Origin of the sequence: Coprococcus eutactus, assembly GCF_001404675.1 — a bacterium.
Classification (GTDB): Bacteria; Bacillota; Clostridia; order Lachnospirales; family Lachnospiraceae; genus Coprococcus; species Coprococcus aceti.
This window is the reverse complement of sequence record NZ_CYXU01000001.1, coordinates 96,357-117,326: the sequence shown is the minus strand read 5'-3', so window position 1 is coordinate 117,326 and position 20,970 is coordinate 96,357. Positions and strand designations below refer to the sequence as shown.

At 43.3% G+C, this 20,970-nt stretch carries 21 protein-coding genes; 4 read left to right on the top strand and 17 right to left on the bottom strand.

Translation table 11 applies throughout. The features are described 5' to 3' along the window. The first annotated feature begins 19 nt into the window (after nt 1-19). Nucleotides 20-748, top strand: coding sequence for a glycosyltransferase (locus tag ARA78_RS00570; protein ID WP_055273597.1), 729 nt, complete (start codon nt 20-22; stop codon nt 746-748). 63 nt (nt 749-811) lie between these two features. Continuing rightward, nucleotides 812-2,035, top strand: a complete 1,224-nt coding sequence (locus ARA78_RS00565; RefSeq protein ID WP_015533225.1) for a UDPGP type 1 family protein — start codon at nt 812-814, stop codon at nt 2,033-2,035. Nucleotides 2,036-2,092: 57 nt separating this feature from the next. Here ARA78_RS00565 and ARA78_RS00560 read toward each other — a convergent pair whose 3' ends face one another. The 14 genes from ARA78_RS00560 to ARA78_RS00495 form a co-directional block, all read right to left on the bottom strand. After that, nucleotides 2,093-2,305 carry a toxin-antitoxin system HicB family antitoxin gene (locus ARA78_RS00560; protein WP_055273599.1) on the bottom strand — a complete coding sequence of 71 codons (213 nt, stop codon included), beginning with the start codon at nt 2,303-2,305 and terminating at the stop codon, nt 2,093-2,095. 30 nt (nt 2,306-2,335) lie between these two features. Next, entirely contained in the window at nt 2,336-3,085 is a 750-nt protein-coding gene (locus tag ARA78_RS00555; RefSeq protein ID WP_330375963.1) for a glycosyltransferase family 2 protein, read from the bottom strand. Nucleotides 3,086-3,113: 28 nt separating this feature from the next. Beyond that, a complete protein-coding gene (locus ARA78_RS00550) occupies nt 3,114-4,595 on the bottom strand; it encodes a sugar transferase (RefSeq protein ID WP_055223734.1) in 1,482 nt (493 codons plus the stop codon). Nucleotides 4,596-4,597: 2 nt separating this feature from the next. Next, a complete protein-coding gene (gene gatB, locus ARA78_RS00545) occupies nt 4,598-6,028 on the bottom strand; it encodes an Asp-tRNA(Asn)/Glu-tRNA(Gln) amidotransferase subunit GatB (RefSeq protein ID WP_022217158.1) in 1,431 nt (476 codons plus the stop codon). Nucleotides 6,029-6,031: 3 nt separating this feature from the next. After that, nucleotides 6,032-7,495 carry an Asp-tRNA(Asn)/Glu-tRNA(Gln) amidotransferase subunit GatA gene (gene gatA, locus ARA78_RS00540; RefSeq protein ID WP_172674883.1) on the bottom strand — a complete coding sequence of 488 codons (1,464 nt, stop codon included), beginning with the start codon at nt 7,493-7,495 and terminating at the stop codon, nt 6,032-6,034. Between the two features lie 22 nt (nt 7,496-7,517). Next, the gene (gene gatC, locus ARA78_RS00535; RefSeq protein WP_015533226.1) at nt 7,518-7,805 is read right to left on the bottom strand and encodes an Asp-tRNA(Asn)/Glu-tRNA(Gln) amidotransferase subunit GatC; all 288 of its coding nucleotides are present in this window, start codon (nt 7,803-7,805) and stop codon (nt 7,518-7,520) included. A 339-nt stretch (nt 7,806-8,144) separates the two neighbouring features. Next, the gene (locus ARA78_RS00530; protein WP_055273603.1) at nt 8,145-9,659 is read right to left on the bottom strand and encodes a hypothetical protein; all 1,515 of its coding nucleotides are present in this window, start codon (nt 9,657-9,659) and stop codon (nt 8,145-8,147) included. A 141-nt stretch (nt 9,660-9,800) separates the two neighbouring features. Further along, nucleotides 9,801-10,007 (bottom strand): GNAT family N-acetyltransferase, encoded by a 207-nt coding sequence (locus ARA78_RS00525; RefSeq protein ID WP_055273605.1) that lies wholly within the window; start codon nt 10,005-10,007, stop codon nt 9,801-9,803. A 28-nt stretch (nt 10,008-10,035) separates the two neighbouring features. Further along, complete coding sequence (locus tag ARA78_RS00520; RefSeq protein ID WP_055273607.1) at nt 10,036-11,097, bottom strand: zinc finger Ran-binding domain-containing protein; 1,062 nt, start codon at nt 11,095-11,097, stop codon at nt 10,036-10,038. 23 nt (nt 11,098-11,120) lie between these two features. Then, nucleotides 11,121-11,654, bottom strand: coding sequence for a nitroreductase family protein (locus ARA78_RS00515; protein WP_055273609.1), 534 nt, complete (start codon nt 11,652-11,654; stop codon nt 11,121-11,123). A gap of 41 nt (nt 11,655-11,695) precedes the next feature. After that, nucleotides 11,696-12,079, bottom strand: coding sequence for a VOC family protein (locus ARA78_RS00510; protein ID WP_055273611.1), 384 nt, complete (start codon nt 12,077-12,079; stop codon nt 11,696-11,698). Between the two features lie 210 nt (nt 12,080-12,289). After that, nucleotides 12,290-13,498, bottom strand: coding sequence for an NADP-dependent isocitrate dehydrogenase (locus ARA78_RS00505; RefSeq protein WP_015533231.1), 1,209 nt, complete (start codon nt 13,496-13,498; stop codon nt 12,290-12,292). Between the two features lie 218 nt (nt 13,499-13,716). Next, nucleotides 13,717-14,697, bottom strand: a complete 981-nt coding sequence (locus ARA78_RS00500; RefSeq protein ID WP_055273613.1) for a biotin--[acetyl-CoA-carboxylase] ligase — start codon at nt 14,695-14,697, stop codon at nt 13,717-13,719. Then, on the bottom strand, nt 14,678-15,349 hold the full coding sequence (locus tag ARA78_RS00495; RefSeq protein ID WP_242849630.1) for a hypothetical protein: 672 nt from the start codon (nt 15,347-15,349) through the stop codon (nt 14,678-14,680). The genes ARA78_RS00500 and ARA78_RS00495 overlap by 20 nt, the downstream gene beginning before the upstream one ends. Before the next feature lie 293 nt (nt 15,350-15,642). On the opposite strand from ARA78_RS00495, the gene ARA78_RS00490 reads away from it, so the two are divergent. Continuing rightward, a complete protein-coding gene (locus tag ARA78_RS00490) occupies nt 15,643-17,043 on the top strand; it encodes an MATE family efflux transporter (RefSeq protein ID WP_055273615.1) in 1,401 nt (466 codons plus the stop codon). A 71-nt stretch (nt 17,044-17,114) separates the two neighbouring features. Here the strand turns inward: ARA78_RS00490 and ARA78_RS00485 are convergent, their stop codons facing one another. Continuing rightward, nucleotides 17,115-17,966, bottom strand: coding sequence for an AraC family transcriptional regulator (locus ARA78_RS00485; protein WP_022217166.1), 852 nt, complete (start codon nt 17,964-17,966; stop codon nt 17,115-17,117). Between the two features lie 136 nt (nt 17,967-18,102). On the opposite strand from ARA78_RS00485, the gene ARA78_RS00480 reads away from it, so the two are divergent. Continuing rightward, nucleotides 18,103-19,044 (top strand): glycosyl hydrolase, encoded by a 942-nt coding sequence (locus ARA78_RS00480; RefSeq protein ID WP_015533237.1) that lies wholly within the window; start codon nt 18,103-18,105, stop codon nt 19,042-19,044. Between the two features lie 40 nt (nt 19,045-19,084). Here the strand turns inward: ARA78_RS00480 and ARA78_RS00475 are convergent, their stop codons facing one another. Both ARA78_RS00475 and ARA78_RS00470 read right to left on the bottom strand, forming a co-directional pair. Further along, nucleotides 19,085-20,227 (bottom strand): HAMP domain-containing sensor histidine kinase, encoded by a 1,143-nt coding sequence (locus ARA78_RS00475; protein ID WP_055273617.1) that lies wholly within the window; start codon nt 20,225-20,227, stop codon nt 19,085-19,087. Beyond that, nucleotides 20,224-20,862: a response regulator transcription factor gene (locus tag ARA78_RS00470; RefSeq protein WP_238045940.1), complete on the bottom strand. Its 639-nt coding sequence runs from the start codon at nt 20,860-20,862 to the stop codon at nt 20,224-20,226. The genes ARA78_RS00475 and ARA78_RS00470 overlap by 4 nt, the downstream gene beginning before the upstream one ends. Nucleotides 20,863-20,970 lie beyond the last annotated feature (108 nt).

The following is a 20,970-nucleotide window of genomic DNA, read 5'->3' as shown; positions in this document are numbered from 1 at the left end:
ATTTTTTAAGGAGCAGGAAATGGATAATAACAATATTACTTTGTCGGTGGTTATGCCCGCCTACAATGAAGAACAGCACATCAAAGATAATCTTCTTGAGACTAGCCGAATACTCAGCCGTTTTCTTCATCGTTATGAGATAATCGCTGTGAATGACGGCAGCAAGGACTCCACAGGCAAACTTATTGCCGAGGCAGCCGAAATGGATTCTCATATTGTAGATACAGGATATGATGTCAATCAGGGAAAGGGACATGCTATCACAACCGGAATTGCCAAAGCTTCCGGCAAATATATAGCATTCCTTGATTCAGACCTTGAACTGAGTCCATCTCTTCTCAAGCCATTTATGAAGCAGATGAGGGACACCGGTTCTGACATAGTCATAGGATCAAAGCTTCACCCTGAATCCAAGCTTGATTATCCTCCTATTAGAAGAGTCATGAGCTACAGCTATTATATTATGCTCAAAATGCTGTTTCATCTTGGTATCCATGACACCCAGACCGGTATAAAGCTTTTTAAAGCAGAAGTCATAAAGCCGATTGCCGAGAACCTTTCCATATCGGGCTATGCTTTTGATATTGAAATCCTTGTGGCTGCACACAGACAGGGATATTCGATATCCGAAGCTCCTATCGTCCTGAATTACAGCAGGGACGATGCAGCAGATGGAAGAAGGATCAAGATCAAGGACATTTGGAAGGTATTCACAGACACTATTGAGATCAAGAAGAAATATCATTAATTTAGGGATTATACACGGATAGAGAAAATAAATACAAACTACACATTTATTAAGGAGATTTTTATGAATTACGAAAACGCTTACAAGCTTCTCGAAGAAAAAGGACAGCTACACTTATTAAAGTATTATGATACTCTCAGCGAGGCTGAACAGGCAGCACTCCTGAACCAGATCAGTGAAATTGATTTCTCACTTATCGATATGATCGGACACAATTCATCAGGAAGTGATTCTGATATCGCTCCCGTTGCAGCTCTCCAGATGGACAGCATTGCAGAAAAATATGATATATACAAGAACGCAGGCCTTGAAGCCATCAAAGCTGGCGATCTGGCACTGGTCCTCCTGGCAGGTGGTCAGGGCACCCGTCTTGGATTCTCCGGTCCTAAGGGAACCTTCAACGTCGGTGTCACCAAGGATATGTTTATATTCCAGCTTCTCATCGAGCACACCCTCGATATTGTGAAGATGGCAGATACCTGGATCCATTTCTTCATCATGACCAATGAGAAGAACCACGATGACACAACATCATTCTTCAAAGAGCATGACTACTTCGGTTACAATCCTGAATATGTTCATTTCTTTAAACAGGAAATGGTTCCTTCAGTGGACTTCAACGGCAAGATATATCTCGAGGAGAAGGGAAAGGTTGCCATGTCTCCTAACGGCAACGGTGGATGGTTCTCATCCCTCTGCAAGGCCGGCCACCTCGACAAGCTCACGAAATACGGAATCAAGTATATAAATGTATTCTCAGTTGACAATGTACTTCAGAGAATTGCAGACCCAGTATTCCTCGGAGCAGTTCTCACAGAGGGCTTCCTCTCCGGCGGAAAGGTTGTCAAAAAAGCATACCCTGACGAGAAGGTTGGCGTCCTGTGTACTAACCACGGAAAGCCATATATCGTCGAGTATTATGAACTCACAGATGCCATGCGTGATGAGCGCGATGCCAACGGCGATTACGCTTACAACTATGGAGTTACATTAAACTATATCTTCCCGGTTGACAGACTGATGAAGATCATGAATGAAAGTATGCCTCTCCACATCGTCAAGAAGGCTATCCCTTATGTCGGTGAGGATGGAGAGATCGTCAAGCCATCAGAGCCAAACGGCTACAAATTTGAGACACTGGCTCTCGATATGATCGCTTATATGGGAACATGTCTTCCATTTGAGGTCGACAGAGAGAAGGAATTTGCTCCTATAAAGAATGCTACAGGAAATGATTCTATAGACTCAGCCAGAGAGCTCCTCAAAAAGAACGGCTACACACTTTAATCCATGAATATATAACAAAATAACAGGTCGATGGTATATGCCATCGACCTGTTATTTTTATTCTGCCTCATTCTTCTGCTGTTTTTCTTTTTCTCTTCGGAATATCTCATCTATCGCTTCCCTGACAAGCTCTGACATAGATACCTGTCGCACCGCCGCACATTCACTGAGCTTCCGATGAGTATCTGTATCTATCCTAAGTCTCAGGATCGTATCTTTTCTCTTTTCCGTCGGCCTTCCCGGGCCTCTCTTCTTATTGTCATCCGTCATTTCTTTTCTCCGCCATATAATTTATTCCTATCAGAACAGATATTTTACAACACCATTTACCGCATAACACATGAAGTAAAAGCAGCTTCTTATAACTCCATATCCAACTTTTCTGTATACGGCAAATGTCTTTTTTGCAGACGACAGTTTTGAACCAGACTTACTGTTTCTCATCTGCCTGTATAATAGCAACGGCTCATTTATCGCAACCGAGCTTCCGTATTCCTTCAGTATCTGCAACCAGCAAATATAATCCTCATGGATATCGTCGTTGCCCATCGGATATCTGAGTGCAACCTGTCTGTCCATCACAACCGATGAACAATTGATCACATTTCCTCTGAGCAGCATCTTATAGGTGACCTTTTCAGGAACTCCGATCACTTTTCCCGTTCTGGATCCGTCTTCGTTCACAAGCTCCCTGGCCGTAGAACACAGAACCGCACCTGTCTGCTCCATAAGCTTCAACTGTTTAGCCAGTTTATCAGGCTGCCACTGATCATCCGAATCTATAAATGCAACGTATCTGCAAGTTGCAGCCGCAACCCCGCGGTTACGCGAAACTGCAACTCCCATATTTTTTTCATTTCTGATGATATTCACACGGTCATCTTCCGCGTATCCATCAAGTGCTCCTGTCAGATCATCCGTCGAACAGTCATCAACTATTATGACCTCCACAGGAATCCCCTGCTTCATAACTGAATCCACCGCAGAATAAATGGTTCTGCTGCTGTTATACGCCGGAATTATCACCGATACTTTTTCTCCAGTCATCATACACACCTACATCGATATATATCGCTTATTATTTATCTGTTTTCTGCACAGTCTTTCCGAGGTCATAGAATGCATCCTCAGACTCATCAAGCCCTTCCGGCTTCACATTTACAGGTGAAGGTATCTGTACCTTCTCGCCATCCCTGAGTGCCGTGGTCATATTTGATGCGATTCCCTCTGATGTCTCCTTCTGGAACATGATCTTTACCGTCAGGAGCATCAGCTTGAGATCAAGCCATATTGAATACTGCTCATAATAGGTAAGATCCAGCTTAACCTTATCTCTAGGGGTTGTGTTGTATTTGCCGTAAACCTGTGCATATCCCGTAAGTCCGGCCTTCATCTTGAGTCTGTAGTCAAACTCAGGGAATGTCTTTTTATAAAGCTCGGCGATCTCCGGTCTCTCAGGTCTCGGTCCGACAAGTGACATATCACCCTTGAGTACGTTGAAAAGCTGTGGCAGTTCATCAAGATGCAGCTTTCTGAGCCATTTTCCCACAGGGGTTATTCTGTCATCATCCTTCTTTGCAAGCTGTGCTCCACCTGCCTCGGAGTCCATCTTCATACTTCTGAACTTGATGATCTTGAACACCTTGCCATTCAGTGTCAGTCTGTCCTGCTTGTAGAATACAGGTCCTCTGTCATACAGCCATATCGCAAGTGCTGATATGAGCATAAATGGTGAAGCTATGACAAGCAGTATAAATCCACATATAACATCCATGATCCTCTTAATGATCATATCGTCACCGGTAAGTCCCTGATTTCGTGATAAGAGGATAGGCGTATCGAACAAATGAATAGGCTCAGCTCCTAATATGATTATGTCGGAAAGCTTTGGCACAACATACGATCTGATGGAGTGTTCAAAACAATACTTCACAAGCTCATTTCTTATATAAGCCTTTGTCTCGCAAATGATTACTCCATCGTACTGGAGTATCTTCTCCTTGATCGCCTGCTCGCCCTCGCTGACATGTATTCTGTCTTCTATTACATACTTGTCCTTACGGGCATTGATCTTGTCTATGAACTCTATCGGAGTCTTATATCCATATACCAGCAGCAGATGCCTTGGCGGATACATCTTCGCATACAAAAATCTACACGCAAATATCCAAATCAATATCACTATCGTTTCAAGCCCGGTTACCTTTAACAATGGTACCGGATTTACATAGTCACGACATATTATACAGAGCTGCAGGTAACCAACTACATTGGCACACACGAGAGCCAGCAGCTGTGAGTAAACTATATCAAGCAGTCTGAAGAATCCGACTCTGTAACCACCATAAAGCTTGGTGAAAAGTATGATGATTATTCCATACATTCCGATAACTGCCCAGTTTCCTCTTCTCCAGAACGGAAGCGTAAGCGTTACCTCATAGTCCCGGTACCACATGAGTCCAAACAGCACCAGCTCCACAGCGATGAGTACACAGGCCTCACCCACTGTTATGAGACGTTTGTATCTGTCCCTCTTTCTAACTCTTCTGTTTTCTTCCATATTTATAGCATCTCCCTAAGCATCTTGTTGACAGATCCAGGATCTGCTTTACCCTTCATAGCTTTCATAACCTGTCCGACAAGTGCTCCGAGAGCCTTCTCCTTGCCTCCTCTGTAATCATCAACAGCCTTTGGATTGTTATCTATGGCTACCTGACATGCCTCCTTAAGTGCATTGTCATCCTGAACAGTTGCAAGTCCGTTATCCTTGACATACTTCTCAGGATCTATATTATCTGCAAATATCTTTTCGAACACTTCCTTTGCAACACCGCCATTGATAACCCTGTCATCAACAAGCTTGATGAGCTTCGCAAGATTCTCCGCTGAAAACTTCAGGTCTTCCGCATCAACACTGTTCTCCTTCATCAGTCTCATGGTCTCTCCCATGATCCAGTTGGAAACCTTCTTTGCAGGTGCTCCCAGTGCAATCGCGTCCTCAAACAGATCTGCCAGCTTCTTGGAGGCCGTGATGATGTCTATATCATAGTCAGGAATCGCATATTCCTCTTTGTATCTTATCTTCTTCTCGTCTCTGAACTCAGGCTGTGCATCCCTTACCTGCTGGAGCCACTCATCGCTGATGTGGATAGGTACAAGGTCAGGATCAGGGAAATATCTGTAATCCTGTGCATCCTCCTTGGATCTCATAGGATATGAATACTCCTTAGTATCATCCCATCTTCTTGTCTCCTGGACAACATTTTCACCAGACTCGATGAGATCGATCTGTCTCTCTCTCTCATTCTCTATGGCTCTGGCAATGGCCTTGAATGAGTTCAGGTTCTTGGTCTCTGTACGTGTGCCAAACTCCTCTGAGCCAACCTCTCTGATCGAAAGATTGACATCAGCACGCATGGATCCCTCATTCAGCTTACAGTCTGAAGCTCCGAGATACTGTATCGTCTCCCTGAGCTTTTCAAGATATGCTATTACATCCTCCGCAGATCTCATGTCAGGCTCAGATACTATCTCTATAAGAGGCACACCTGAACGGTTGAAATCCACAAGTGAGCTGTCTGTATATGGATCATGGACAAGCTTACCTGCATCCTCCTCCATATGTATCTCATGGATCCTCACATATTTCTTAACTCCGTCAACCTCTATCTCAACCTTACCGTCCCTGCATATTGGATAGTAGAGCTGTGATATCTGGTAGTTCTGTGGGTTGTCAGGATAGAAATAGTTCTTTCTGTCAAACTTACAGTTCTGTGTGATCGTACAGTTTGTTGCAAGACCGACCGCAATCGCTTTATTTACAACCTCTTTGTTAAGTACCGGAAGTGAGCCCGGCATTCCTGTACATACAGGACATGTATGTGTATTAGGAGCTCCTCCAAATGCTGTGCTGCAGCCGCAGAATATCTTTGTCTTGGTCGCAAGCTCTACATGGACCTCAAGTCCGATGACTGTCTCATATGTCTTTGCCATCTCTTACAGCCCCCTTTCTGAAACCTGTGCAGGTCTCTTGTACTCTCTAGTCTGCTCAAATGCATATGCAGCTCTGATAATGGTCTTCTCGTTAAATGCATCTCCAACCATCTGCACACCTATAGGCATTCCATCCTTATCAGTTCCACATGGAAGTGATATTCCCGGAAGTCCTGCAAGATTTACAGGGACTGTGTACACATCTCCCAGATACATCTTGATAGGATCTGAGAGTGACTCTCCCATCTTCAGTGCTGTTGTAGGTGCAACAGGTCCGAGAATGATATCATACTTCTCAAACGCCTTGTCATACGCCTGTTTGATGAGAGCCTTTGCCTTGAGGGCCTTTACATAATATGCATCGTAATAGCCTGAACTCAGCACAAATGAACCGAGCATGATTCTTCTCTTGACCTCAGGGCCAAATCCTTCTGAACGGCTCTTCTTGTACATGTTGTGAAGATCTGTGTACTCTGGTGTTCTGTAACCATATTTTACACCGTCGAATCTCTCAAGGTTAGAACTTGCCTCCGCCGATGCAATGATATAGTAAGCAGGAATAGCATACTCAACCATTCCAAGATCAAACTCCTCAACAATAGCTCCCTTTGCCTTCAAAGCCTCAGCTACTCCATACACGGCTTCCTTTATCTCAGGCTCAAGTCCCTCTGTGAAATAGTCTCTTGGAAGACCGATCTTAAGGCCTTTCACATCATCCACAAGTGCTCTTGTAAAATCATTGTCATCTCTGTTAACTGATGTTGAATCCTTCTTGTCATACTGTGATATGATCTCAAGGATCGTCGCACAGTCCTCTACATTCTTCGCAAGTGGTCCGATCTGGTCAAGTGATGAACCGTATGCTATAAGTCCGTATCTTGACACTCTTCCATAGGTTGGCTTGATTCCGGTAACACCGCAGAATGAAGCCGGCTGTCTGATGGATCCACCGGTATCTGAACCGAGGGCACATGGCACCTCCTCACCGGCAACTGCTGCCGCTGATCCACCTGATGAACCACCTGGAACTCTATTTGTATCCCATGGATTTCTTGTCTCACCAAAATATGATGTCTCGGTTGTACTTCCCATGGCAAACTCATCCATGTTGGTATGTCCTACTATAACCGCTCCTGCTTCCTTGAGCTTCACAACGGCCTCAGCAGTATATGTCGGAACAAAATTTGACAGAATCTTGGATGAACAGCTTGTCTGCACACCCTCCTGGCACATATTGTCCTTTATTGCTATCGGCACTCCTGCAAGAGGACCATTGAGCTCTCCCGCATCTATCTTCTTCTGCACTTTCTCCGCCTGGGCAAGTGCTCCTTCACGATCAACCGTAACAAAACTATTATAATCTTTCTCGCACGCCTCGATGCTGTCAAGACAGGCCTGTGTCGCTTCAACTACGCTCACCTGTCCATCTTTAATAGCTTTTCCCAGCTCTACAGCCGTCATACCCATTAAATTCACTTCAGCCTACCTCCTAGTCAAATGTCTTTGGCACCTTGTAGCAGCCATCCTTCTGCTCTGGCGCATTCTTCAGCATGTTCTCTCTGTCGTCTCCATTTACAACAACGTCCTCACGGAACACATTGTTGTATGGGAATGTATGGCTCATAGCCTCCACACCGTCTGTATTAAGTTCATTCAGTTTGCTGACATAATCAAGCATGTCTGACATATCCTTCTTTGCCTGCTCCTTCTCCTCCGGGGAGAGCTCAAGCTTTGCAAGGATTCCAACATAATCAATTGTTTCATCAGTTATCGTCATGTTCTTGTTCTCCTATCTTTAATGAGCAAAAATAAAGAATGTGCCTTCTTATTATTCTGTGTCAAATAATGTAAACACATTCTCCCGCCATGGTATTTTGTACCACAAAATTCCTCTAAAATATATCACATCCTGGGATATTATGCAAGACTATGGGCATTTTTACCTGTATTACGCAAAACACCGTCATGTAAAACGCTGCATACATGGCGGTGCTGTAACTCTATTTAAATTATATACAGTACTAACTGTATTTTACTAATGTCTCCCTGGCCTGACTATCTCCTGAACACGACCAAGCTGTAGCCCAGCTCTATGTCCTATTTCAATAGAATATGTCTACTTTCTTATTTTTTTATATATTAATATCCCTGCACTTCCCATAAGAGCCAGAATAACCACAACTGCCGTTTCTTTTACAGGCAGCCGATCACCTGTATCTGGATGTCTGCTCGGAGGCGTGTTACGTGTTGTTGTCATGGTGTTTGTTGTTCCTGTTGTACTCCATGTAGTACGTTCCGTGGTCGACTCTGTAGTTGTACCCGTCGTAGTTTCTGTTGAGGTATCCTCTGTTGTTGTTCCTGTTGTTGATTCTGTTGTCGTGTCTTCCGTTGTGGTATCTTCTGTTGTGGTATCTTCTGTTGTCGTGTCCTCTGTCGTCGTGTCTTCTGTTGTGGTATCTTCCGTTGTCGTATCCTTTGTCGTTGTGTCTTCCGTGGTTGTGTCTTCGGTTGTCGTGTCCTCCGTTGTCGTATCTTCGGTTGTCGTATCTTCGGTCGTCGTACCCTCTGTCGTTGGCTCTTCATCCAGGAAATCATTTCCCGGTACTCTGTGAAACTCTCCTCCGTTTGAGAATACTTCACTCACCACACAACCATCCCAGTTGTGTCCGAGATTTACCGCTGCCTCTGGAGCTATCACTGTTCCAAATCCCCTGCCCGCAAATGTTATGCTTCCGCCGAATTGTCCATCTGCTGCCGAGCTGTCATAGAAGTTAAAATACATTCTGTTGTAGGCATTATAAAAATTACCATTATCGTTTGCCTTTGCATCGCTCTTGCTTCCAAGTATCAGATCGCCCAGAACAGCATCCTGGATACCTGCCAGATCAATATTCATGAGCAGCACCGTATCATCACCATAATCCGGGAACTCAAAATATATCGGATTTGTGCCCGCGGCGAGCTGACTGTAATCCATGGATACCACATGCAGTCCGCTACCATTTACTGACACACTTCTATCGTTCATATCACCTGTTATATCAACATCCACAGTACCCTCTGTGTCTGCATAAGTCCTAAGTTTCTGACTATAGTCAATAAACTTTCTCTGTATATCAGCCATATCTGCATATTTAGAATATTCACCATCCTCTGCAATCTCCGCATCGGTTCTGACATTTGCCGGACTGTCAAGCTTTGTCTCGGAGCCATCATTCATACGGATATATATTTCACCGCCATCTGCTCTCCTGACTTCCGATCCTGTATAAAGCATATCAGTTCCTGCATCCGACACACAGCCACACATCCGTTCAGCATTTTCAAAGTAGAATTCCTCATATACTCCATACGAATTTCTGAGTCCCGAGTTGGAATTTGCACTGAGTGTCTTTGTGATAAAGTTACTGTGAAGATGTGTCTGTGCACACAGTGTGTCAAAACATATCACACCAAAGTCCCCCATTAGCTCCGTTGCAGAGCTGCTTTGCAGCATATAACTGCCATCGTCTGCCTTTGCAAGTGCTCCTATAGTCCCCGCCGTCACGCAAAGCACAAAAACCATCGCCACTGCAACTGCTATGAGCTGCATAGTCTGAAAGCACATCCCATTATCATGGTTACCTCTCATTCAATGTCCGCCTTAACTATTTCGTCTCAAATACATAGTATTCAACAGACTTCCCGCATATTCGTTATAATAAAAAAATCCCCGAACAGATTCGACATAATTTTCACTATGTCTTATCCATCCGGGGATGAGCCAGGCAGGTCAGAATGGTCTCTCAGGATCAACAATATGCCTTATATTCCTATCCACATATATCGATGTCTCCACGAACCAGTCATACGCCGGTCTGTCATGAAATGGTCCCACATAAGCATATCCCGCAATCTGTCCTGGCAGCTCAGCCACCAGATACGGATATCTCTCAATATCTGAATTTTTATCCTTACCAGGCTTTGACTGCTTTGTCACTTTTGCCCGCCTCCATGTTCTTAAGTATTTACTCTATGATACTCACTATCTCCTCAGAGTCAGCCTTGACTTTATATGTCTCACCTATGTCAAGTTTGTCATATATAGACTTTTCAACTTTATATGTCTTTTCCTTATCCTTCACTTCACATGTGACTTCATATTCAACTGATTTTTTCCCTAGCCTCTCCTTGTCTGTGAGCTGGGGATCTGGGTATTCCGGTGTCTTTCCACCGCCCTCGGCGGTCTCCGTCCTGTCGTACTTCCACCGCCATATTGTATAATAATACTTCGTCCTGTATATAGGCTTATCTCTATACACCGGAACAGACCTCGTTCTCGTCACATATCCATAATCGTCCACATCATTTGCAACTTCAGAGAAGGTTCCATCTCCATTGTCCTCATAGCTGTACTCCACATGGGAACCTATCACCTCATATGAATCATAGGTCTCCTCACGCTCACCAACATATTCCTGTTCAGTATGGTGCACCTCTTGTTTCGTGGTCTTTAGCGTGGCACCCTCGGGGAGTTCCCAGTCGTCTTCATCACACAGAAGATATTTCTCCACATCAACACTGGTCTTCCATGTCATATCCTTGACTGTGACTGTTCTCTTCTTTGGCATGGTTATGATCGCTGTAAGTCCGATTATCGCCGCTATCACAAGCATGCCGATCAGTACTATCTTCAGAGCACCAAATGAATGTCCTCTTTTCCGATTGCCCTGCCCGCTGTTTTGTCCGCCAGCAACCGTTCCTGTACCTGATGCATTCCTGGCATTCCTTGCGTCCTGCTCTTTCCTGACGTCAAAATACCCCTTATCCTTCGCACCTCGTTCAGCACCGCAGCTGCTGCACCGTGTATTGAGAGCAGAATTATAGTTTCCACAGTGATCACATAACCAATCTGCACCTTTTCCCTTTGTCTGGCTCTCCTCCTCAGACAGATACCTCACTCCATCCATATAGAACTTAACTTCCTGTCCTCTCGGCTTTCCGCAGGAAGGGCACTCGCGCCTCGTTCCCTCTATATGTTTCGTACTACAATAAGGGCAGTCCCAATACCCCATCACAAGTTTTCCCATATACAATATCCTCCCCGTATATACTACAGATAACTTACCTGCACAGAAGCATCGTAATCATGTGGTGTCTTGTTGTCAGTCTTGTGTCCAACGGCAAGAGCTATCTGGAATGAATATCCCTCCGGTATTGCAAGTGCCTTGTCAAAATATGCTTTCTTCTCCCCGTGAAGTGCATCATACACGCAGCCGATTATCAGATTTCCGAGCCCCATGCTCTCTGCCGCTATAGCCATATTCTGAACTGCAATTCCTGAATCCACCTTGCTCCACTTGAAGTCATCCTCAGCGCTTAAGAATATGAGCACCGGAGCCTCATAATAGAAATTGTGAGGCTGCTTATCCTGTCCGCGAAGTGCACGCTTCTCTGCATCAAGCTCTTCCAGAATTGGAGCATCACCCTTAACAACTGTAAAATGTATCTCTTTCTTATTCATACCTGTAGGTCCCTGAAGCCCAGCTTCGATGACCTTCTCAAGCTGCTCCTTCGTAACCTCTTCATCACTGTATGCTCTCGCTGAGCTTCTCTTTTTTATTACCTCTAATACCTGATTATCCATTGTCTTTTACCTCCTATTCTGTCATTCCTATTCTGTCATTCCTATACCGTTATCTCTATCTGATTATCCTCTATGCAGACCACACAGCTCTCGTAATAGCCATCACCTGTCGTCCTTGGTCCGCTTATCACCTCGTAGCCATCAGACTCGAGCAGCCTGGTAAGTTCATCCACCTTTTCTTTGCTGCCCACGCTGAACGCTATATGTATCAATCCTGTTCTGTTAATCGTTTTTTCAGGATCATCCATTTCAGGTCTGTTCATTATCTCAAGTCTTGCACCATCATCAAATGTGAGAAAGTATGAGCGGAAGTCCGTCTTCACATTGTGATATCCATCGTTTGCTGCTGCCCCCAGATATCTCTCAAAAAAACTCTTCGCCCCTTCAAGGTCATTCACATACATGGCAACATGCTCAATTCTCATAAATACAACTCCTCATTATCTTATACGCTGAACTCCGATAGCCCAACTACTATAGACATACTGCTTTAAGCATACTATATAAGCTATTTTAACCCAATGCCTCATTTTACACAATGACATAAAAAATATCACCTTTATCCATTTGTATGAATAAAGGTGATATCCTGTTAAAAGCAACGCCTGTAATCAGCTCGTTACACATTTTCATTCTTAGAGCATACCCTCAAGTGTCTCTCTGATAGCCTTGATAAAGTTCTCACTGTTGAGGACTGTTGGATTCTCAAGTGTTGTTATAAGAGCCAGATCCTTTGTCATCTTGCCATCCTCGATAGTCTTGATGGTTGCCGCCTCAAGCTTATCAGCGAAATCCTGAAGTGCCTGGATTCCGTCAAGCTCTCCACGCTTTCTGAGTGCTCCTGACCATGCGAAGATAGTTGCAACTGAGTTTGTAGATGTCTCCTCGCCTGCAAGGTGCTTGTAGTAATGTCTCATAACTGTTCCATGGGCAGCCTCGTACTCATACTTTCCATCAGGGGATACGAGAACTGATGTCATCATGGCAAGTGAACCAAATGCTGATGAGATCATGTCACTCATTACATCTCCATCATAATTCTTACATGCCCAGATGTAACCGCCTTCACTCTTCATAACACGGGCAACCGCATCATCTATAAGTGTGTAGAAGTACTCAATACCTGCTGCATCGAACTGCTCCTTATACTCTGCATCGAATATCTCCTGGAAGATATCCTTGAATGTATGGTCATACTTCTTTGATATGGTATCCTTTGTGGCAAACCACAATGTCTGCTTGGTATCAAGCGCATACTTGAAACAGCTTCTTGCAAAGCTCTCAATAGACTTGTCCACGTTGTGCTGTCCCTGAAGAACACCAGGGCCATCAAACTTATGGATAGTCTCCTTTATAACCTGTCCGTCATCGCCTGTGAATACAAGCTCTGCAGTTCCAGGACCTGGAACATCGATCTCTACACTCTTGTACACGTCACCATATGCATGTCTTGCGATGGTGATAGGCTTCTTCCAGTTCTTAACACATGGCTCGATTCCCTTTACAACTATAGGCGCTCTGAACACTGTACCATCAAGGATCGCTCTGATGGTTCCGTTAGGGCTCTTCCACATCTCCTTGAGATTGTACTCCTTAACTCTTGCTGCATTAGGTGTGATGGTTGCACACTTTACAGCTACACCATACTTCTGTGTTGCATATGCTGAGTCAAATGTTACCTTGTCATCTGTCTCATTTCTATGTACAAGTCCAAGGTCATAGTACTCCGACTTGAGATCGATAAATGGATAGATAAGCTCATCCTTGATATACTGCCAGAGAATTCTGGTCATCTCATCTCCATCCATCTCTACAAGTGGTGTGGTCATCTGAATCTTTTCCATGTTTATGTCCTCCATTTTTATATTTCTTTTTTGAATTTCTTTTTTGAATTTTATTTTTGAATGTTTTTATAATTCTTTGAATTTTCTAAGTTATATTATACCCACTGCCGATTATAAACCATAAAGGGCTATATTTCTAGTTTTTTTGAATCATGCCTGCCATTTATTAATATTATTAAGCCCCATATGCTGACATGCAAATGAATGTTTATCATATATCATACATATCCATATATGCCTCTGACGGACACTTCACCTGATATTATATCGCGCACAGCTCCATCAGCATCCCTGACAAGGAGTCCGCCATCCGGGGAAAGTCCCAAGGCTGTATACTCAGTTTTCTGATCTCCCTCTATGACATATACCTGCTTATCCTTGTTCACAAGATAACTGTTGTACTCATCAACAAGAAATCCCAGATCTTTATTTTTTACAAACTCATCATATAGTTTTTCAAACTCATTTGACACCTGCGCTATGAACCATGACCTGTCACATCCCCTGCCGTTCTCCAGAAGAATTGATGTCGCCTTGTCCGCAATGTCCTCCGGGAAACTCTGGTTATATACATTTATACCAATTCCCACGACAACATAACTAATATCAGTTCCCTCTGAACTCATCTCTGTAAGTATTCCGACAAGCTTCTTTCCATCTGAAAGTACGTCGTTGGGCCACTTTATCTGAGGCTTGACACCTTCCACTTTGCCGAATGCTCTTGCAAGTGCAACCGCCGACACCAGAGTTATCCTGGATACGCACGAGATATCTATATCCGGTTTTAGCAGATACGACATGGATATCGTTGTTCCCTTATCTGAATTCCAGCTATGTCCCCTCCGGCCTTTCCCTGCCGTCTGCTCATTTGCAACAAACAATGCGCCGTGTACAGGATCCGTCTCACCAACAATCTTAGCGCGGGTGTTTGTTGAATCAGTTTCATCATAGTAGTAGAGTTTTCTTGCAAATGTCTTCGTGTTGAGGTGCCTCGATATATTTTCCTCAGACATGACATCAGGAACGCTAACCAACCTATAGCCTTTATTATTAACTCCTTCTATGACATATCCATCATTTTTCAGAGCCTGTATATTTTTCCACACTGCGGTTCTTGACACACCCAGCAGCTCACATAATTCCTGTCCTGATACAAAACCATCCGTACTCTGGAGTTTTTCAAGAATTTTCTTTTTCATCTGTTCTTACCTTCTCTCTGAAAATATTGTACACTGATTCACATTTTGCCTTCGCCCCGGCAAACGGCACTACATAACTCTCCTTCCCCCTGTCGAACTTTAAAATATAATACTTCATCTCAGGATCTGGTTCTATCATTGTATAACCCGTCACTGCTTCGTATGGTATGATCTTACTTCCACCCTTTTGAAGTATCGTTATCCTGTCCTGTCCAAACAAATATGTAGCATCATATGCTGCACTCCTGAATGACGCCCTTACAATATAAAACCCATATGCCATGGCTGCTATAGAAACCGCCGCCTTCAAAAACCTGTAGTGACCTCCCATGGCCCACCACATACACGCGATTCCAATCAGTATAAATACTATTCCCACAATACGATAGGCAGCCCTGGTATTCTTTCTCTTGATAACCTTCTGTCTGATTATTCCATCAATCTGGGACTCCTGCTCCTCTCGTCTCGCCCGCTCAAGCTCATCCACTAGCTTTCCTGCCTGATTCACAAGAACTTTCTGCCTGTAAGATTTTGCTGTGCCACCGTTCATACTATTTATATTTCTGATTTCTTCTCTGCCCGTTTTATTATTCTTGCCAATCTTTTTATCGTTCTTTTTTTTATTATTTTTTTTATCGCTATCTCTGCTCATTCCATATCCCCCGCCAGGTCATTATCGTTATCGACATTACCCTGGTTCGTATCCATGCGCTTTATGCACAATTATTTTCTCTTTTTTCATCACTTTTACGACTATACTTATATTAGTTCAGAGACTAATATATATCAAGTTTCCAGCATTACAAAAGTGTTTACATTTTACCACGTTTAATCACCTTTTTTCCATATATAAAATCATTAAAAGGTGATTAACTAGCAAACACACGATATCGTGAAAACAAGCAATTTATAAACAAACAACTAGATTTTTGAGAGGTGAATCACATGAAGAATTTTATCGCGCGCATCAGTGGCACAAAAGACCTCACTGAAGGAAAGCCTTCAAAGCTTATATTGAACTTTGGTCTGCCCCTTCTCTTTGGTCTGATATTTCAGCAGTTTTATAATATGGTAGATTCTGTCATAGTCGGGCAGAAGCTTGGGACTGACGCGCTGGCGGCGGTAGGTTCCACCGGAAGCATCAACTTCATGATACTCGGTTTCTGTATAGGAATCTGCAACGGATTTGCAATCCCTGTTGCACAGGCTTACGGTGCGAAGGATTTCAAGGCTCTTAAGGCTTATATAATCAACAGTATATGGTCATCCGTTGCACTGGCTGCTGTTATAACTGTGGCTGTAAGTATATTCACAATGCAGATACTCAAGGCTCTCAGAACCCCTTCAAATATCATCGATGACGCATACATATACATATTTATAATATTTCTCGGAATACCGGCAACATTTCTCTACAACCTGACTGCCGGAATACTGAGATCACTCGGAGACAGTATCACACCTGTCATATTCCTTGTGGGTTCATCAATTGTCAACATAATACTTGATCTTATACTTGTTGTTCCTATGGGCGTCGCCGGAGCTGCAGTTGCCACAGTAGCTTCACAGGCAGTGTCAGGAATCATATGTACGATATACATGACAAAGAAACTGAAGTATCTTGAATTCAGTAAAGAGGATTGGACATTCAGCATGCGTCACTGCCTTAAGCTCTGCGGTATGGGTCTGCCTATGGGACTGCAGTACAGCATAACCGCCATAGGCAGTGTCATTCTTCAGACCGCAGTCAATGATATGGGTTCAACATATGTTGCAGCCGTATCAGCAGGAAGCAAGATTTCCATGTTCATGTGCTGTCCTTTCGATGCAATGGGCTCCACCATGGCAACATACGGAGGTCAGAATGTTGGTGCCAGACGTCTTGACCGTGTTGATCAGGGACTTAAAGCCTGTATCAAGATGGGAATCATATATGCCCTCGTGGCTCTGGCTTTCTCCATCGTATTCGGAAAGCAGCTTGCACTTCTCTTTGTAAAGAAGGAACAGATTGAGCTTATCGGCTACATATATGAATTCGTAGTTATCAACGCCGCATTCTACATATTCCTGGCTCTTGTGAATATCGTAAGATTCATGATACAGGGGCTTGGATACTCGACTTTCGCCATACTTGCAGGCATATGTGAGATGATTGCCCGTTCTGTTGCCGGTTTCGTGCTGGTGCCTCATTTCGGTTTCATCTGCGTATCACTAGGAAGTCCGCTTGCATGGGTATGTGCTGATCTCTTCCTGATACCTGCGTACCTGTGGGTTATGAAACAGCTGAGACGAAAATTCGGGGGAAATAAAATCAGCCGTGCAAAGTCCGCAACGGCAACAATATAATCGGTTTATGAACAGACTCACTTGTGTCTCGATCACATGTGAGTCTGTTTCATTTGCACCCTATTGGGATACTAAAGTCTGTTCTGCATCCTTTCCTGTTTCGGAGTGATCCCCCTCCATTTTTTATACACCCGGATAAAATAACTGCTGTCCGAAAAGCCATTTTCCTGCGCAATATATTCCATGGAATAATCCGAATACAGCAGCATGTTCTGCGCCTTATTGAGCCTTATATACAATATGTATTCCTTACACGATCTTCCATAACGAGCCTTAAATGATCTGGCAAAGTGTGAATAACTCATACTGCACATTTCTGCCAGATCTTTAACCTCAATCTGTTCTGACGAATGCGCATCTATATATTCCAGTATGTGATTGAAATACACATCACCATCCGACCTCTTATACTTAAAATCTCCATTTGTTTTCATTTGTCTTGCCATGATGATGAGCAGCTTATATATCCCAGACTGAACCGCAAGCATGTACATCTCCCGTTTTTCCGTATACTCCTCAAATATATCCTGAACAATATCTGCCATACTTTCTTTTAGTTTTTCAGACCTTATAACCATACAGAAATCTGTAGTCTCCGTCCTGTATACAAAGCAATCATACATTTTCCTTATATAAGTCTGGGGAATGCCCAGTGTATACATATTAAACTTTATGACCGCATACTTCACCGATTCCGTACAGGTCTTATCCGCCTTTATACTGTGAAGCTGCAGCGGATATAGGTAGCACATATCCCCTTTTCTGAGAACCGTCTCTCCATCATTGCAGATCACCCGGATAGATCCGCTGACTATATAAAGCATCTCACTGTAATAGTGCCAGTGCAATTCAGAATGCACACAATCTGTGTAAAATATATCATATGGCTGTTTCATCTCATCAATGTACTCAAATATTTCCATAGCAGTCTCCCCCTACGATCCAAGTTGTATCATGATAGGTTTATACTATTTTTTGCTCTTTATATAATACAATTATTACATTTATTTGTATATGATAAAAGCATATCAAACACATACTAATGAAGGAGAAAATAAGATGCAGAAAGCAGCAAACAAGCACATATCGCATTCAGCACAGAATCTGCTGGATTATTTATCGGAGATTTCTGGTAAAAAGATAATAACAGGTCAGCACACACAGACCAATTCTATGGAGGAGATTGACTATATATACGAACAGACAGGCAAATGTCCGGCACTCAGAGGTTTCGAGCTGCTTGGATACTCGCCAAACATAAACTATAATGATGCATCCGCAGAATGTCTCACAGAGGTATATGAAAATCAGGATACCCTTGACACCGCTCTCGAATGGGCAAAGAAAACAAATGGCATTGTCACTTTCACATTTCACTGGTTCTCTCCGATTGGAGGTCGTGACAAGAGTTTCTACACAGAGCACACTGACTTCGACGCTGAAAAGGTGCTCATTCCAGGAACAAGAGAACGTGATGCTTTCTACCACGATATGGACATCATCGCAAAGGAACTCCGAAGATTCCAGCTTGAAGATATCCCGGTTCTGTGGAGACCTTTCCACGAGTCCGAGGGCACCTGGTTCTGGTGGGGTGCCAAAGGTCCTGCTGTTGCGGCAAAGCTCTACAGACTCATGTTCGACTACTATACAAATGTACTGAACATCAACAACCTTATATGGGTATGGAACTGTCCTACAAAAGGCGTATACCCTGGAGATGACTTCGTTGATATTGTCTCCATGGACATATATCTGCCGGAATACACAGCAACCGATTACAGTGAAGAATACACAAAGCTTGTAGAAGCTACCTCTCCGAACAAGGTTGCCGCCCTTACCGAAGTTGGATATATACCGGATATACATCTTCTGGAGAAGTCACACACTCCATGGGCATACTACATGACATGGTCTGAAGAATTCTGCATAGGAGAAAAATTCAATTCCAACGAAAATCTTAAGGCTATGTATGACAGCCAATATGCTGTTACCGGAAAGTAAGTGGGTAAGTCTGTTATATGTAACGGCTGTAATGCTCACTTTATAAAACGACTTCAAAAATCGTTCCTCCAGACGGATTAGACTTAACTGCAATATTGCCATCATGCACTATCACGATCTCGCGGACAAGAGCAAGTCCCAGTCCTACGCCACCAAGCTCACGGCTTCTGGATTTATCCACGCGAAAGAAAGGTTCAAACACGCGATCCTTCAGTTCTTCCGGGATACCATTTCCGGTATCCTCTACTGACAGGTAAACGTGTTTTTCCTTCTGACGCGCTGTCACTGTAACCCGTCCTCCTGTGCGGTTATATTTTATAGCATTCTCAACAAGATTGTATAACATCCTGTAAATAAGGATGTCACTTCCTATCATCGTTACATCCGTACATTCTCCAATAAGTTCTATATCCTTTTCCTGTGCAAGAGGTTCCAGATCCGCCAATACCTCATCAACAAGCGCGTCGACCATTATTTTATCATCCCGGCTCACAGTTTGAAGCTCACTCATATCAAGAAGTGTCTTTACCATTTTGCTGAGTCTATCATTCTGTTCAGTTACCATCTTTATCGTCTGCAGAGTGACTTCATCATCTCCCGGATGCCGGGAAGAATTATATGAATCAAGCTGTATCTGCATTAAAGACAGTGGAGTTCTGAGCTCATGTGCTGCATTTGCAGTAAACTGTCTCTGTATCTCAAATGCATCCGAGAGGCGTTCAAGCATCTTGTTATATGAAACGCTGAGCTGGTTCAGTTCTTTAACATTGTTTTCTTCTATTCGTGAATCCGCCAGATTCTGTGCCTGTACCTCTTCAATTTTATCAGAAAACTCACTGATCGGCTTTAGTGCATGCCCACTTATAAAATATGTAGCTACTCCGCCAAGCAGGGCCAGCAAGGCAGAAATTATCAGGCTGTTTTTCTTGTAATCTGCCTTATTATTGTACACCTTAACAGAAAAATCATTTGCAAATTCATCCCACTTATCCTCCGGAATACTGATATATATTTCATCAGTACCACTCCCATTATCATCTCCCTGGGCATCAACGGTTTCTTGCAGAGAATCAATATAATACACGCCATTTTTATAGACAAGTAAAGTAAGGCATCCACATATAAGCGCAATATATAATGTGATTATACAGGTAAGCCTCCACTGCAGCGACATTCTTTTCATCTGTCGGACTCCTCTCGTATTTTATAGCCTTCTCCCACCTTGTTCAAAATCGGATCATATCCAAGCACTGCCTTAAGCTTTCTTCTCAGCGAAGACATATGTACTCTGATCGCTCCACTGAAGCTGTCAACCGAAGCATCCCAGACATGCTCCATCAATTCCTCCTGGCTTACCGGTCTGCCCAGATTAAGAAGCAGATATTCCAGGATTCCATTTTCTTTTCTTGTAAGGGGAACCTTCTCTCCTTTTGCGTATGCCTCACGTTTTATCGTATCAAACTTTATCCCGCCGCTTTCCAGACATACATCCTTCTGTACAAATTTTCTTCTTGTAAGGCTTCTGATACGTGCCTCAAGCTCCTGCAAATGAAATGGCTTTTCCATATAATCATTTGCACCCGCATCCAGCCCTTCAACCTTATCCGCGATCTGTCCCCTTGCAGATAATATGATAACCTTTGTCTCCTCATTTTTCTGTCTGAGTTCCTTTAAAATCTCCATTCCATCCACACCTGGCAGATTCAGATCCAGAACGATCAGATCATATTCCTCTGACAGAATGCATTCAAGAGCCTCTTCTCCGTCATAACAGGTATCCACCTCATACCCGACATCATACAGACTTTTCGCAATCATATCACATATCTGTTTCTCATCTTCAACTATCAATAATCTCAAAACTGTCACCTGTTTCTTAACAAAAATCCTTCTTAACAAAAATTTTACAACAGCTATTGTATAATA